Below are 15825 nucleotides of genomic sequence, written 5' to 3' on the forward strand. Positions count from 1 at the left end.
CCCGACCCACCCTGAACCTGGAGACCCCAGCCAACCGGCTGAACCAGCTGCTGCACGCAGCCTAAACCCCGGCGTTGCTCCAACCAGTTGACTTTGCCGCGCCCGGAGCAGCCATAAGTGATAGCGCAACGGAGGTATTCAGCGGGGGTGATGCTAGCGGTGGCGGGCGCGGCGGAAGATCCAGTGCCGCAGCATCGTGAACCGCACCGCGGTGGCGGCGAAGCCGGAGAGGGTAGTGGTCCAGAGCTCTTCGGCCACCGTGGCCTCGGGACGGACCCAGTGCAGGACGGCCAGGCTGCCGCCGGTGATCAGCAGCGCCACGAGGATTACGATGAGGCCGTTGAGGTGGTCGCGCTTCATCCGGCGGCGTTCGGTGATCTTGAATGTCAGGCGCCGGTTGAGTGCGGTGTTCATGAAGGAGGTCAGGACCAGGGCCGTCGCGTTGGCCGGCTGGGCACCGAGCCAGGGCCGGGACAGGGCGTACAAGGCAAGGGACGTCAGCGTGCAGACAATGCCGACGCCCGTGAACCGGAGGAGCTGCCGGACCACGGGGTAACGCAGGATTCCGCGGTGGCGCCGGGTTTTCGGCCCGCGGACGACGCCGGGTGCGGGGGACTGCTGTTCGAGCTGGGACTCCATCCGCTCAGTACAGTTCGCCCACGGGGATGTCCACGGCCAGCCGGTTGGCCGGACCCGCAAGGGGACAGGCCCACGCTTCGTTGTAGGCGCACGAGGGGTTGTAGGCGAAATTGAAGTCCAGGATGAATTCGGCGTCGGGCCCGGAGCCCCGCACACCGTGGAAAGCGCCCTTGATGGTATCCAGCAGGTAGCGTCCGGCCCCGTAGCTGCCGCCCGGCTGGCCGGCCGTGGCATCACGGAACGGCACGAAGATGCCGCCCCCGTAGCCCCGGAGTTTCCAGACCGCGAGCTGTCCCATCTCGGGAAGATCGAACGTGCCCAGCCGGACAAACCGCACCAGGCCGTCGGTCCCGGTCTCCACGTTCATTTCCCGGCCTGCGCCTTCCAGGGTCAGGGGAACATAGAACCGGTAGATCGGATCGTAGTCCGCCGTCCTCAATCCGCCGAAGCTCGCTTTGGCCTCGGCGGTCAGCGCCGACGCAGGGTGCGTGCCGAACATGCGGTCCCGCTCCTGGCGCCAGTAGGAATGGGCCTCCGCCGGGCTGTCGGCCGCGATCTTGCGCGTGGTGGCGTACAGGGCAAAGGTGCGCAGCCGCCAGTCCGCGATATCGAGCGCTGACATGCCTGCCGCATCGCCGTGCTCCCCAAAATGCGTTCCGTCAAAGTGCTGTTCGGCCATGCCCCCAGCGTATCCGCTTTCCCTGTGCCGTATTTCTGCCCCGGATCCCGGTGCTGGACCAGGACCCAAGCTACGCTGACTCCATGACTGGGAGGGACCTCGCTCAAGGATCAGGCACCGCCGGGACTCGGAACGCCGCGCTGCGCGCCGGCGTCGCGCTCGCGGTCGCGGCGGTGGCACTCTCGGGCTGCAGCAGCGACGGCAAGGGGGCACCGGTCTGGACGGCCGGTAGCAGCGCAACGGAAAGTACGACGTCGGCTCCCGCCCAGAGCCCGACGCCGTCTGCCAGCGTTTCCGCCACCCCGGGCTCCACGGCGTCGGCCTGGAAAGTCTTCACCGATCCGGCAAAGACCGTCGGTTTTGAGGTGCCGCAGGACTGGATTGTCCAGTCCGTTGCCCCCGACGCCGGCACGCTCCCGGGCGCACTGAAAATCGAGGTCAAAGACGCCAAGGGCGCCTATCTGGCCACCCTGCAGACGGGGCTCGCGCCGCAGCCTGTCCCGGCCTGCCCGGACGGCGACGCGCGGAACTACGTTGTGGTCAGCAGCGTGCCCGTCGACCTGCCACACCAGGGTGGCGAGGGGACCATCGATCCGCACGTGGTGTTCCGGGTCATCCAGGGCTACAAGTACTTCGGCTCCTACGGCATCACGAACGTGGTGGGCGGCGCCGGCGGCAAGAGCTGCGCGCTGCCGAACGTGGTCCGCGGCCCGGACGGCAAGGGCGACTATTCCTTTGCCGACCTGACGGTGCTCAAGCCGTTGGCTCCGGACCAGAAGGTCGCTCCGGCAAAGGCGTTCGACACCCTTGACCAGGCCGCCAAGTACGTCAACGACGGGTCCGAATTTGCCAACGTCCAGCGGATGCTAATGTCTCTGAAGATCAAAAACTAGTCCCGCACACCCGCACATCCCCGGGCCGTCGACGGCGACTTCACCCTGCCCTCACCTCACATCCCGGAGATACATGGAACGCACTGTAGCCGCCCGCCTGGCCTTCAAAACCGTCGCCGAGACCAAAGTGGCGCTCGCCGTGGCCGTGGCCCGGAACGCCGGGTACGACTCCCTGGATGAGTCGCTGTCGGTGACCGCGGGCGGCGGGCAGGTGCCGCTGACCGAGCTCTCGGACCACCATGGCGGGCGGTTCCACTACATGGAATTCGCAGAACCCACAGAAGTCCTGGTGGAGTACACGGCCACGGTCACCGGTGTCGCCCTGCCCGAAGAACCGGGGCTCATGGAACTGATCCGGTATGTCCGGCCCAGCCGCTACGCGGAGTCTGACCGGCTGCTGCCAACAGCGTATGCCGAATTCGGCGGCCTTCAGGGCGAAGAGCTGCTCCACGCTGTCCGCAACTGGGTCTTCAGCGAACTGCGCTATGTCAGCGGTTCCTCACGGGGGACCGACGGCGCCGTCGAAACGCTCCTGCACCGTCGCGGAGTCTGCCGGGACTTCGCCCACCTCGCCATTGCCCTGCTGCGGTCCAAGAACGTCCCGGCCCGGCTGGCGGCCGTGTATGCGCCGGGCCTGACCCCGATGGACTTCCACGCTGTGGCCGAAGCACACATCAACGGAGCCTGGCACATCATCGACCCCACCGGCCTGGCACCGCGGGAAAGCATGCTGCGAATCACGGCCGGGCGCGATTCTTCGGACACAGCTTTCCTCTCGACGGTGGGCGGAAGCCTGTCGCTGCAGGACATCAAAGTCACAGCGATCGTGGATGTGCTGCCGGTGGAAGACCCGGCGAAGCTCGTCGCCATCCGGTAGGCACCATATGCAAAGGCGCCCCTTCCGGACGTATCCGGAAGGGGCACCTTTGCGAGCCGGCAGCCGGCCGGCCACCGACCGTCAGCGTGCGGCGACCGAGGCGCGGAGCTTCTCGGTCAGCCGCAGCAGTTCCTGCTGTTCGGCGGCCGAGAGAGCCGGCCCCACCAGCGCGGCGATGTCCCGGACGTGCTCCCGGCCGATCTGCTTCTGCAGGTCCCTTCCGGCATCGGTGAGCCGGATCAGGATGCCCCGGCCGTCGTCGGGGGCCGGCGTCCGTTCCACCAGGCCGCGCTTTTCGAGCCGCTCGACCAGCCGGCTCAGGCTCGACTGGCTCAGCAGGACGTTGTCGTTGAGCTCGTTCAGGCGCAGCCAGCCGGACGGGCAGCGGGAGAGCGTGAACAGGACGTCGTACTCATTGAGCGCCAGGGCCTTGAACGCCGGCGCCGCCTGCAGCTTGCGCATCACCGCCACCTGGGCGCGGAACAGTGATTCCCAGGTTTCCGCGGCCAGGCGCACAGGCGATTCTGTGGTCTTGGCGTGCATCACGCGTCCTGGCTGGTGGTCTCTGTAGCTGTCTCTGCCGCGGCGGCGTCGCCGGTGCCCGCGGCCAGCGCGGCGGCTACCCGGCCGGCGTGCGTGGGAGGCTCGGGGACATGCGCCGGCTTGAGTGCGGCGTATTCCCGGCGGAGCACCGGCAGGACCTCTTCGCCGAACAGGTCCAGCTGCTCCAGGACCGTCTTCAGCGGCAGGCCGGCGTGGTCGATCAGGAAGAGCTGGCGCTGGTAGTCGCCAAAGTATTCCCGGAACGTCAGGGTCTTCTCGATGACTTCCTGCGGGCTGCCGACCGTCAGCGGGGTCTGGGAGGTGAAGTCTTCCAGCGACGGGCCGTGGCCGTAGACCGGGGCGTTGTCGAAGTAGGGGCGGAACTCCTTGACGGCGTCCTGGGAGTTCTTCCGCATGAAGAACTGGCCGCCGAGGCCCACGATGGCCTGGTCCGCCTTGCCGTGGCCGTAGTGCTCGTAGCGCTCGCGGTAGAGACCGATCAGCTGCTGGTAGTGCTCCTTGGGCCAGAAGATGTTGTTGGCGAAGAAGCCGTCACCGTAGTAGGCGGCCACTTCGGCGATCTGCGGCGTGCGGATGGAGCCGTGCCACACGAAGGGGGCGACGCCGTCGAGCGGGCGGGGCGTGGACGTGAAGTTCTGCAGCGGGGTGCGGTGTTTGCCGGACCAGTTGACGGTGTCCTCATCCCAGAGGCGGCGCAGCAGGCTGTAGTTCTCGATCGCAAGTTCGATCCCGTCCTGGATGTTCTTGCCGAACCAGGGGTAGACGGGTGCCGTGTTGCCGCGGCCCAGCACCAGGTCCACGCGGCCGTCCGCGAGGTGCTGGAGCATCGCGAAGTCTTCCGCGATCTTGACCGGGTCATTGGTGGTGATCAGCGTGGTGGCCGTGGACAAGATGATGCGCTCTGTCTGGGCAGCGATGTAGGCCAGCGTGGTGGTGGGGGAGGAGGAGAAGAACGGGCGGTTGTGGTGCTCGCCGATGGCATAGACATCCATGCCGATCTCTTCGACCTTCTTGGCGATCGCCACGGACGCCTTGATGCGCTCGTGCTCAGTGGGGGTGCGGCCCGTGGTGGGGTCGGTGGTGATGTCGCTGACGCTGAAGACGCCGATCTGCATGATGTGCCTTTCCATGGCCGGTGATCCGGGGACTGTTTCCACTATAGCCGATTTACATGCATTTGCATGTATCGGTCGGTATAACGCCCGGAGCGGCCGGATATTCCCTTACCTTGCGGCTGCGGCCATCCTGGTTGCTGACACCCTGCTGCCACGAAGTCTCCGACACCCTCGCGAACACCAACCCGGACCTGCTCAAGGAAATGTCCGGAGGCCTGACTTCCGGGACCGTCTCAGAGGCCGCGGCCCGGCAGGGTTGATGCAACAGCGCAAGGGCCGGACGTCCTTATTCGACATTGCCAGGCGCTGGCAGAATTATTGGATCTCCACCGAATCGGGTAGTCCGCCGGCCGCATAGGTGGAAAAAACAAGTACCTAATACTCAGGTGCTGTGAGCTGCCTGAGACTAGCCTAGGCATAGCAATACATTCGGGCAGACATTATCTGCCACGTTCACGTATGGAAATCCTCCATTGGTGAAAAAAATACGGGCTCCGTGGGAGCAGTGATCAGCACGCCGCAGATGTCGTGCTGCATCCTTCCGTTGCCCGTCATCCGGGAGCCTGAGCTGAATCCACGCTCGGGACACTTCGCTAGTTGCAGAAGTACGGGGGACATCGAAAGATGGATATCTTTGAAACTTTGGAATCTGAAGTCCGCTGCTATTGCCGCAGCTGGGACACCGTGTTTGAGCGGGCCGCCGGCAGCACCCTCTACGGTGAGGATGGCAGGGAATATCTGGACTTCTTTTCCGGGGCCGGAGCACTGAACTACGGCCACAACAACCCGGTACTGCTCCGGCCGCTCGTCGACTATCTACTTTCCGGTGCCATCGTTCATTCGCTCGACATGAAAACACCTGCCAAGCGGCGCTTCCTGGAATCATTCCAGGAGTTCATCCTCAAGCCCCGGCATTTGGATTACAAGGTCATGTTCCCCGGTCCCACCGGAACAAACTCCGTGGAAGCGGCCCTGAAGCTGGCGCGTAAAGTCACAGGCCGGCAACATATCCTCAGCTTCACCAACGCATTCCACGGGATGACTCTGGGCTCATTGTCGGTGACCGGCAATTCCATGAAACGGCAGGGTGCCGGTGTGCCGCTGACGAATGCATCGAGCATGCCCTATGACGGATTTTTCGACGGTCAAACGCCGGACTTCCTGTGGCTACGCCACGCGCTGGAGGACAGCGGATCCGGACTCGACAAACCCGCCGCCGTGATCGTGGAAACCGTCCAGGGCGAGGGCGGGCTCAGGGCCGCCCGGGCGTCGTGGCTGCAGGGCCTCGCGGAGCTATGCCACCAGCATGACATCTTGCTCATTGTTGACGATGTACAGGCCGGATGCGGACGCACCGGAACATTCTTCAGTTTCGAGGAGGCGGCCATAACCCCGGATATCGTCTGCCTGTCAAAATCCATTTCCGGCTTCGGGCTGCCCATGGCACTGACGCTGTTCAAGCCCGAGCTGGACATCTGGAAACCCGGCGAGCATAACGGAACATTCCGGGGCCACAACCCCGCCTTCGTCACCGGAGCCGCTGCCTTGGAGCACTACTGGCAGGACGGCAGGTTTGAGTCGCATGTCGCGGGGCTCATTACGCAACTGCACGACGGGCTTTCGCAGATCGCGGCCGGCATCGACGGCGCCGCCGTCCGTGGCCGGGGCCTGCTCGCCGGTGTCTACTACCCCCACCCCGGGACTGCGGAAAAGATCGCGGCTGAGTCGTTCGCCCGTGGGCTGCTCGTGGAAACGTCGGGTCCGCAGGGTGAGGTCATCAAGGCGATGCCCGCGCTGACCATGAGCCACGAGAACCTGCGGAAGGGACTCGATATTCTCGCCGGGGCCGCAGAGGCCGTCACCGGCGTTCCTGTCGCCTTGGCATCCACTGTTTGATCATCCGCACGGACGCCCCGGCAGTGGGGCAAGGACCGCTCGCAAGAATCGAAGTAGATTTCGGGGGAGAAATGGGTACCCGCAAAGCCACAGCGGCTAACGATGGCGATCCAGCGGAAACAGCACGGGGCATCCCCCCGGGAAATGTCCCCCCGGGAAGTGTCCCCCCGGGAAGTGTCATTGTGCAAAAGTTCGGTGGTTCGTCGCTGGCCGATGCCGCTGGCGTCATCCGGGCCGCCGAGCGGATCGCCAAGACGCGTGAGGAGGGGTTCCGGGTGGTGGCGGTGGTGTCCGCCATGGGCGACACCACGGATGATCTCTGTGACCTGGCGGCCGAGGTTTCCACCCGGCCGCTTCCCGGCGACCTCGATGCCCTCTTGAGCATCGGCGAACTCGTGTCCTCGGCACTCCTGGCGATCGCACTGGCAGATCTGGGCCAGGTGCCGCGGACGTTCACCGGCAGCGCGGCCGGCTTCATCACCGACAACATTCACGGCAAGGCCCACATCACTGATGTTAGGCCGGGCCGTGTCCGCACGAGTCTGGCCCGCGGCGAAGTGCCGATCGTTGCTGGATTCCAGGGCAGAACCAAGAAGCGGCGGAAGATCACCACTCTCGGGCGCGGTGGTTCGGATCTCACCGCGGTGGCGCTTGCCGCGGCACTGGGCGCCGGTATTTGCGAGATCTACACGGATGTTGACGGTGTCTATACCGCGGACCCGCGTGTTGTCCCGACAGCGCGCAAGCTGGACGTCCTCTCAAGCGAAGAGATGCTTGAGTTCGCGGCCTCCGGGTGCAAGGTACTTCACCTGCGGTGCGTTGAATATGCCCGTCGGTTCGGTATTCCGATCCATGTCAGGTCCTCTTTCGTGCCGGAAGCAGGAACCTTGATTCTGCCTGGCCTTGACCGCGGTGCGCTGCGCCAGCCCGCGGGCGAGCAACCCGTGGTGACCGCAGTAGCCGGAGTCAACTCGGCGTCGAAAATTATCGTCGTTGGCATTCCGGACGAACCGGACAGCATTTCGCGCATCTTCCAAGTGCTCTCGCGGTCCGGGGCCAACGTCCAGACGGTCGTCCAGACACCGGCCGGCACGGGTTCGCGGCGCTCGGACGTCGCCCTGATCCTTCCGGCAGCCCAGGCGGCCCAAGCCCTTTCCGTGTTGAACGCGGCCAAGGGAGCCATCGGATTTCAGGGTCTGCAGCACGACAGCGAGATGGGCAGAGTGTCCGTCACCGGTCTGGGCATGAGGTCCTCGCCGGAAATCTTCTGCACATTCCTGAAGGCCCTTTCCGACGCGGATGTCGGCCTCGATCTGGTCGATATCTCGGAGACCTGTCTGGGGGCCGTGACGCCCACCGACCGGCTCGCGGATGCCGAACGGGCCGTCCGCCTGGCGTTTGGCATGGCGACCGCGGACGGGGCGGCGGTGACGGGCCGCATGGGCACCCTCGTGCCCGCCGGCGGCCGCCCGGTCGGCACCTGGATTGCGATATCCGGCAACGACAGGAGGCCTGTCGCGCGAGGCGACAGAGCCGTGGCACGTCACTTCTAGCGAAGGAGCTAAAGGATGGGCAAGACCGCGAGGATCGGCAACGGCCTCACCCGACCCCCGGAGTTGCGCGGAAAGATGTCGGTGAACGGCGGTTCTGAGGGGGGAACGATCCTCACATCGGCCGCACCGGATCAAACCGCCCGCTGGCAGCGGGGGGAGCGGCTGGACCAGCTGTTTGAGGATCGCTGTGACCGCCTGCGGGACCAGGGGCTGGAAGACCAGGTCGCCGTGGATTCAGGGGACATCGTCCTGACGTATCTGCAACTGGATGAACGGGCGAACCAGCTGGCGCGGCATCTCCTGGTGTGCGGTGCCCGCCCGGGTGACCGCATTGCGTTGCTGTTCGACCAGCCGTGGCGTGCCTACGTCGCGATGCTCGCCGTCCTGAAGATCCACGCGGCCTATGTTCCCCTGGACGCGGGGTTTCCCCCCGACCGTCTCCAGTACATTGTGGAGGACGCCAACGTGGCGATGATCCTGTCACTGTCACACCTGAAGGATTTGGTGCCCGAGGTAGCCGCTGTGACGGTGTGTCTCGACGCTGTGCAGGCCCAGGTCGACGCCAAAGACCCCTCGCGCCTGAACGGTGCGGCCAAGGGCGGAACCAAGGATGAACTGGCGTACATCATCTACACGTCCGGTTCGACGGGCAGGCCGAAGGGTGTGGCGGTGGACCAGGCCAGCATCTGCAACTTTGTCCGGGTGGCCGCTGGTGTCTACGGCATGGAGCCCACGGACCGGGTGTATCAGGGCATGACGATCGCCTTTGATTTCTCGGTGGAGGAAATCTGGGTTGCCTGGATGGTGGGAGCGACCCTGGTACCTAAGCCCGGACGCTCCAGCATGCTGGGGGCCGAGCTCGCGGAGTACCTGCGTGAGAAGCGGATCACAGCCCTTTGCTGTGTTCCGACCCTGCTGGCCACCCTTGAGGATGATCTGCCCGGTCTCCGGTTTCTCCTGGTCTCCGGGGAGGCCTGCCCGCGGGACCTTGTCCAGCGCTGGCACCGCCCGGGTCGTCGATTCCTGAATGTCTACGGCCCGACCGAAGCGACGGTGACTGCCACCTGGTCCCTCCTTGACCCGGACACGCCCGTGTCCCTCGGCGTGCCCCTGCCCACCTACACGGCCGTCATTGTTGATCCCGTGGAGCCCCGGGCCCTGCCTGCGGGCGAAACCGGGGAAATCGGCTTGGCAGGAGTGGGGCTGGCCCGGGGCTACGTCAACCGGCCGGACCTGACGGAACGGGCCTTCATCCCGGATTTCCTGGGCATCAAGAACAACCCCTCCGGCCGGATCTACCGCACCGGGGATCTCGGACGGATCAACGACGACGGAGAGCTCGAGTACTTCGGACGGATCGACACGCAGGTCAAAATACGCGGCTACCGCATCGAACTGAGCGAAATAGAATCCGTCCTCCTGCAACTGCCCGGAATTGCGCAGACAGTCGTTCAAACCTATGAGCCGGAACCCGGAACGGTGGAACTGGCCGCCTACTACACCCTCCGCCATGACGCCACCGTCGTTGATGCCCATGACCTTCACCGGATGCTGCGCACCAGGCTCCCCGGGTACATGGTTCCGGCCTATTTTGAACAATTGGATGCCCTGCCCATGATGGCCAGTGACAAGGTGGACAGGAAGCGGCTGCCCCGCCCGGAGCACAGGATCAGCCAGGCGGCCGCCGGTTCCTACACCGCCCCGACGACTCCTGCCGAGGAAGCCCTGGCGAAGCAGCTTGGCGCCGTGCTGAACCTTGACAAGGTGTCCACAGACGCCCACTTCTTCAACGACCTGGGGGCGGACTCCTTGCTGATGGCGCGCTATTGCGCCCGCATCAGAAAAGAAACCGCCCTGCCGCCGGCAGCAATGCAGGATATCTACGAAAACCCGACGGTCCGGCAGCTCGCCACATGTCTGGAAGCCAGACACAGCGCATCGGTTCTCAGCGCGGCCGTGCCAAACACCGGCACTGCGCTCCCGGCACCGATGCCCCCGGTGAGCTCGTTCCAGTACGCACTGTGCGGCGCAGTCCAGTTACTGGTTTTCCTCGGTTACATGATGTATGCCGCTTGGCTGCTGGTTGTCGGCTACGAATGGACGACGGGAGCAACCACTCTCTTTGACATGTGGATGCGCTCCATCGGGTTTGGTGCCGCCATGTTCGTGGTCCTATCCGTCACCCCGATCATCGCCAAATGGGTTCTCGTCGGGCGGTGGAAGCCGGGCATCATCCGGATCTGGAGCCCGGGCTATCTCCGGTTCTGGACCGTAAAGACCCTGACGCGCGCGAACCCCCTCGTCCTGTTCGCCGGTTCTCCGCTCTTTGTGCTGTACCTGCGGCTCCTGGGCGCAAAGATTGGCAAGGGGGTGGTGATCTTCTCCCGGAAGGTGCCGGCGTGCCCGGACCTGCTCACTATCGGTGACAATACGGTGATCCACAAAGACTCCTCGTTCCTGTGTTACCGGGCACGGTCAGGCATGATCGAAAAGGGCAGCGTCACGCTGGGAAGCAACGTTGTTGTCTCAGAGAGAACCACACTCGACATCGGAACGTCGATGGGCAACGACTCCCAGCTCGGGCACGCTTCATCGCTGCAGACTTCGCAGGCCGTGCCCGAAGGACAGGTTTGGCACGGTTCCCCCGCCGCCCGGACAAGCGCCAATTACCTGCGGGTCCCGGCTGCCCGGTGCAGCACCCGCCGGAGAGTCATCTACAGCCTGCTTCAGTTGCTCAACCGGCTGGTCCTGGTTGTTCCGTCAGGGGTTCTCGTACTGGCCGCGCTCCTTCCGCCCTATCTGAATACCGGCCACCTGCAACTGGGAGCCTTCACCTTCTTTACCGATGTACTGGCTGCAACGCTGGTTCTGTTCATTGTCGGGCTGATCACCGGACTGGTGACGGTCATCTGCGTTCCGCGCTTGCTGAACCACTTCCTCAAACCGGACGTGGTGTATCCGCTCTACGGCTGGCATTTTTCGATCCATCGGTTGATTGCCCGGCTCTCGAACGTCAGGTTGTACAAAGACATCTTCGGCGACAGTTCCTACATCGTGCACTACCTGCGGCTCCTGGGCTGGGACCTGGGCAAGGTGCAACAAACAGGATCGAACTTCGGCCCTACGCTGTCCCACGAGTCGCCATTCCTCAGTTCCGTAGGAACAGGCACCATGGTGTCGGACGGCCTGAACATGATGAACGCCGATTTCACCAGCACCTCCTTCCGGCTCTCTAAGGTCCACATCGCCGGCCGTAACTTCCTGGGGAACAGCATCACGTTTCCGATGGGAGCGCAGGTCGGGGAGAACTGTCTGTTGGCCACGAAGGTGATGATCCCGATTGACGGCCCGGTCCGCCGGGATGTGGGGCTGCTGGGGTCACCCGCCTTCGAGATTCCCCGGTCCGTTCAGCGTGACGCGGAGTTTGACGAACTCAAGATTGCGGACGCCATGAACAGGCGCCTGCCGGCCAAGAACCGGCACAACATCCTGAGCATGGTGCTGTTCCTGGCCGTGCGCTGGTTCCTGCTGTTTGCCGCCGCACTCTTCGGCGCCGTTGCCGTTGCGGCGCACGGCGTCCTCGGTGTGCTGGCCGTCGCGGGCGCGATGCTCGGCCTGCTCGTGTTCCGGGTGCTGTTTACCGCCTTGGTGGAGCGTTCGGTCATGGGCTTCCGCCGTCTGAAGCCGCAGTATTGCTCCATCTACGACCGCTACTTCTGGCGGCACGAGCGTCTCTGGAAGCTGCTGTCCGTGGCGCAGTTCAACGGGACCCCGTTCAAGCCCCTGATTTGGAGGTTGCTGGGCGTCAAAGTGGGAAAGCGGCTCTACGACGCCGGCCTGAACATGCCGGAAAAGACCCTCGTGACGATTGGTGATGATTGCACGTTCAACGAGGGAACGCACGTTCAGGGCCACTCCATGGAGGACGGCACGTTCAAGTCCGACCACATTGTGATCGGCAACCGCTGCACCCTGGGCGTGGATTCGTGGGTCAACTACGGGGTGACAATGCACGACGGTTCAGTGCTGGGGGCCGACGCTCTGCTGATGAAGGGCGAAGACGTCCCGGAAAATGCAACATATACCGGCAACCCGGCGCGCGAAGTCATGACCCCCGCGACACCCGAGCCGCGTCCTGCAGGAATCCCCGGCGCACCCCGCAACGGCGGACCCCGCCACGCCGGCCCCCGGCACAGGGACGCCGTCGAGCCGGCCGGCGGTCTGCTCAGGCTGTCGAGGGGGACCCACAGGCCCCACAAGGCAGCGCGGGCCAAGGCTGCGGCACCGGGATCCCCCTCCTAGCGCGAACTGCTGGGTACGGGGGCGTCCTCAGGGACATCGTCAGGGACATCCTCGGTCACGGCCGGTCCGGAATGGCGTCCGCGGGGGAGCGACTTCTGGAGCGCCTTCCGCTCACGACGTCCTTCCACGAGCCGGTACAGCACTGGAACCAGAATGAGCGTGAGCGCGGTCGAGGAGATCAGGCCGCCGATCACCACGATCGCCAGGGGCTGGGAGATGAACCCGCCGCCGCCGGTCAGGCCCAGCGCCATCGGCGTCAAGGCGAACACTGTGGCGAGGGCTGTCATGAGGATGGGGCGGAGGCGCTGGCGGGCGCCGTGCGTGATCGCGTCCGCCACGTTCATTCCGGGTTCGCCGTTGCGCGGCTGGCGGTACTGGTTGATGAGGTCGATCAGCACAATCGCGTTGGTCACCACGATGCCCACGAGCATCAGCATGCCGATCAGTGACGGCAGCCCCAGCGGCACCCCCGTCACGACGAGCAGGGCGATGGCTCCCGTCGCCGCGAACGGGATGGAGACCAGCAGAATCAGAGGCTGCACGAGGGACTTGAACGCAGCCACCATGATCACGTAGACGATCGCGACGGCGGCCAGCAGCGCGAGCCCCAGCTGGCGGAACGAATCGGCCTGCTGCGTCGTGGCGCCGCCGATCGTGGCGGTAACCCCAGGCGGGAGCTGGACTGACGTGAGCCGGTTCTGGACTTCCGTGCTCACCGCACCGAGGTTCGCGCCCGACGGCGTCACGGAAACCTTCGCCGTGCGCTGGCCGTTGCTGGCGGTAATGGAGACGGGGACGTCGACCTGTTCCACGGAGGCGATGCTGCCCAGCGGCACGGCGCCGGCCGCCGTCGGGAGCGGGATCTGCCGGACGGCGTCGATGCTCGTGAAGCGTGTGCCCTCGCCGATCCGGACCGGGAAGTCGTCGGTGTCGATCCGCACCGTCCCCGCGGGAATAGGGCTGATCGTGGCGGCAAGGACCCCGGCCACGCGCTCTTCGTTCAGGCCGGCCGCGACGGCCTTGGCCCGGTCCACCTTGACCTGGACTACCGGCTGGCTGGCGGCCAGGTTGGTGGCCACCTCGCTGCTGCCGGGGACCCCGTCCATGGCCTTGACCATCGCGTCACTGGCGGTCCGGAGGTCAGCGGTCGTGGCGGCTTTGAGGGTGATATCCACGGTGGAGGACGTGCCGAAGCCGCCTTGCTGGGAACCGACGGTGATCTTGCCTGCGTCGCCGAGCTTGGCGAGCTCGGCGCGGACTGTGTCCTGGAGCTTGTCCTGGTTGGCCTTTTCGTCCGTTACCACCGTGAATGTCGAATTCGACGCGCCGGTGGATAGGAGGGCCGAGAAACCGGTCTGGGCGTTGCCGGTGGTGGACTGGACGTCCTGGATCCCGTCGATACCCCGCAGCACGTTCTCGACCCGGATGGCCGACGCGCTGGCATCGGCAAGGCTCGTGCCGGCCGGCAGGGCCTGCCGGACGGTCATGCTGTTCTCGCCGGAACGGCCCAGTAGGTCGGTGGCGAGAAGCGGGGACATCGCCACGGTGGCGCCGAGCACCAGGGCGGCGGCGACGAGCGTGAGGACCGGATGGCGCTGCGTGCCGGACAGGACGGGCAGGTAGCCGCGCTGCAGCAGCGTGCGCCGCTCGGCCTCGTGCGCCTTGGCGGCCACTGCGGCGGGGGAGTCCGTGACGGCGGGCGCGCGCAGGAACCAGTACGCCAGCACCGGCACGATGGTCAGCGAGACCAGCAGCGAGGAGAGCAGGGCGATGGTCACCGTGAGGGCGAAAGGCCGGAACAGCTCACCGGCCAGATCACCAACGAAGGCGATCGGCAGGAAGACGGCCACGGTGGTCAGGGTCGACGCCGTGATGGCGCCGGCGACTTCGCGGATCGCCGTCACAATGGCGGTGATCTTGTCCTCGCCGTAGCTCAGGTGGCGCTTGATGTTCTCGATGACCACGATCGAGTCGTCCACCACGCGGCCGATCGCAATGGTGAGTGCTCCGAGGGTAAGGATGTTCAGGGAATAGCCGGTCGCCGAAAGCCCGATGAAGGTGATCAGCAGGGACAACGGGATGGACACGGCGGTCACCAGGGTCGCGCGCACGGACATCAGGAACACCAGGATCACCAGCACGGCGAAGCCCAGGCCCAGCAGACCCTCGGTGGTGAGGTCCTTGATCGATTTCTCGATGAACGGCGCCTGGTCGAAGACCGGAGTGAACTTGGCGTTGGAGCCGAGTTCGGCCTCGAGCTGGGGGATGGCGTCCTTGACCGCATGGGAGATCGCGACGGTGTCGCCCTCGGGCTTCTTGGTCACGGACAGGGCGAGGGTTTCTTTGCCGTTCGTCCGCGTGATGGAGGTGCGGGCATCCTCGACGAGGCTGACATCGGCGACGCTGCCGATCGTTGCCGCGTTGCGGGCGGCGCCCAGGGGCAGGGCTTTGATCGCGTCGAGGGAGTCCACCGGGCTGCCGATCTGCAGCGAGAGGGTCTTGCCCTGCTCTTCGACGGTGCCGGCCGGAACCAGGGAACCGTTGTTCTTCAGCGCATCACTGATGGACTGGATGCTCGCGCCGGACGCCGCCATGTCCCGGGGCCGCGGCAGGATCTGGATGTGCTGGGTGGCGCCGCCGGTGACGTCGGCGCCCCTCACGCCGTCGAGCTTCTGCAGCCGGGGGACACTGAGCCGGGCGAGATCGGCGTTGAGTTCGCTGAGCGGCCTGTCCGAGGACACGGCGAGGAACACGATCGGGAAGTCGCTGATGCTGCCCGCGATGGCCTGCGGCTGGACGTCCTTCGGCAGGGCCTGCTGGGCGTTGGAGATGGCCCGGTCGATCTGGTTGCGGGCCCGGTCCAGGTTGGTGCCGTACGTGAACGCCAGGGTGATCTGTGAGACGCCGTTGCGGGACGTGGACGACGTCGACTCCAGCCCCTCGACGCCGTTGAGCGCCGTTTCCAGCGGAGCGCTGATCTGCTTGTCCACGACTTCCGGAGACGCACCGGGCATCGAGGTGATGACCGTGATCTGCGGGAATTCGATGGACGGGATGAGCTCCTGCTTCAGCGAGGACATCGTGATCACGCCGAACACCGAGGCGAACACCGTGACCAGTGCGATCAGGGCCCGGTTGGCGAGGGACAGCTTGGCGAGCCGGAACATCTCATGGTCTCCTGGCGGGTCGACGACGTATTGCACAGATGTACTGCACAAACGTACTGCACAGACGTAGTGCCCAGATGTACTGCGCAGCCTGGTGCACGACGGGAACAACATAGGCGTTGCGGCGGCTCCCAAACCAG

At 65.3% G+C, this 15825-nt stretch carries 10 protein-coding genes; 5 read left to right on the plus strand and 5 right to left on the minus strand.

Annotation, left to right across the window (positions count from 1 at the left end; translation table 11 throughout):
* Nucleotides 1–153: 153 nt before the first annotated feature.
* On the minus strand, nt 154–639 hold the full coding sequence (locus tag ABD243_RS10870; RefSeq protein WP_344365332.1) for a GtrA family protein: 486 nt from the start codon (nt 637–639) through the stop codon (nt 154–156).
* 4 nt (nt 640–643) lie between these two features.
* Nucleotides 644–1318, minus strand: a complete 675-nt coding sequence (locus tag ABD243_RS10875) for a DUF1684 domain-containing protein (protein WP_344365334.1) — start codon at nt 1316–1318, stop codon at nt 644–646.
* An 83-nt stretch (nt 1319–1401) separates the two neighbouring features.
* Here ABD243_RS10875 and ABD243_RS10880 point away from each other — a divergent pair, with 83 nt between their 5' ends.
* Together ABD243_RS10880 and ABD243_RS10885 are read left to right on the plus strand one after the other, a co-directional pair.
* Nucleotides 1402–2211 carry a hypothetical protein gene (locus tag ABD243_RS10880; RefSeq protein ID WP_344365337.1) on the plus strand — a complete coding sequence of 270 codons (810 nt, stop codon included), beginning with the start codon at nt 1402–1404 and terminating at the stop codon, nt 2209–2211.
* A 73-nt stretch (nt 2212–2284) separates the two neighbouring features.
* A complete protein-coding gene (locus ABD243_RS10885; RefSeq protein ID WP_344365339.1) occupies nt 2285–3088 on the plus strand; it encodes a transglutaminase-like domain-containing protein in 804 nt (267 codons plus the stop codon).
* 81 nt (nt 3089–3169) lie between these two features.
* On the opposite strand, the gene ABD243_RS10890 is transcribed toward ABD243_RS10885, so the two are convergent.
* Together ABD243_RS10890 and ABD243_RS10895 are read right to left on the minus strand one after the other, a co-directional pair.
* The gene (locus tag ABD243_RS10890; protein ID WP_116766525.1) at nt 3170–3631 is read right to left on the minus strand and encodes a MarR family winged helix-turn-helix transcriptional regulator; all 462 of its coding nucleotides are present in this window, start codon (nt 3629–3631) and stop codon (nt 3170–3172) included.
* Complete coding sequence (locus ABD243_RS10895; RefSeq protein WP_344365586.1) at nt 3631–4767, minus strand: LLM class flavin-dependent oxidoreductase; 1137 nt, start codon at nt 4765–4767, stop codon at nt 3631–3633. The genes ABD243_RS10890 and ABD243_RS10895 overlap by 1 nt, the downstream gene beginning before the upstream one ends.
* A 624-nt stretch (nt 4768–5391) precedes the next feature.
* Here ABD243_RS10895 and ectB point away from each other — a divergent pair.
* From ectB to ABD243_RS10910, 3 genes are all read left to right on the plus strand, one after another.
* Nucleotides 5392–6663, plus strand: coding sequence for a diaminobutyrate--2-oxoglutarate transaminase (gene ectB, locus ABD243_RS10900; protein WP_344365343.1), 1272 nt, complete (start codon nt 5392–5394; stop codon nt 6661–6663).
* Between the two features lie 182 nt (nt 6664–6845).
* Nucleotides 6846–8216, plus strand: a complete 1371-nt coding sequence (locus ABD243_RS10905) for an aspartate kinase (RefSeq protein ID WP_344365361.1) — start codon at nt 6846–6848, stop codon at nt 8214–8216.
* Nucleotides 8217–8231: 15 nt separating this feature from the next.
* Nucleotides 8232–12518, plus strand: coding sequence for a Pls/PosA family non-ribosomal peptide synthetase (locus ABD243_RS10910; protein ID WP_344365364.1), 4287 nt, complete (start codon nt 8232–8234; stop codon nt 12516–12518).
* On the opposite strand, the gene ABD243_RS10915 is transcribed toward ABD243_RS10910, so the two are convergent.
* Nucleotides 12515–15685, minus strand: a complete 3171-nt coding sequence (locus ABD243_RS10915) for an efflux RND transporter permease subunit (protein ID WP_344365589.1) — start codon at nt 15683–15685, stop codon at nt 12515–12517. The genes ABD243_RS10910 and ABD243_RS10915 overlap by 4 nt on opposite strands.
* Nucleotides 15686–15825: the final 140 nt, after the last annotated feature.

The sequence above is a fragment of the Arthrobacter humicola genome (assembly GCF_039531445.1).
GTDB lineage: Bacteria > Actinomycetota > Actinomycetes > Actinomycetales > Micrococcaceae > Arthrobacter > Arthrobacter humicola.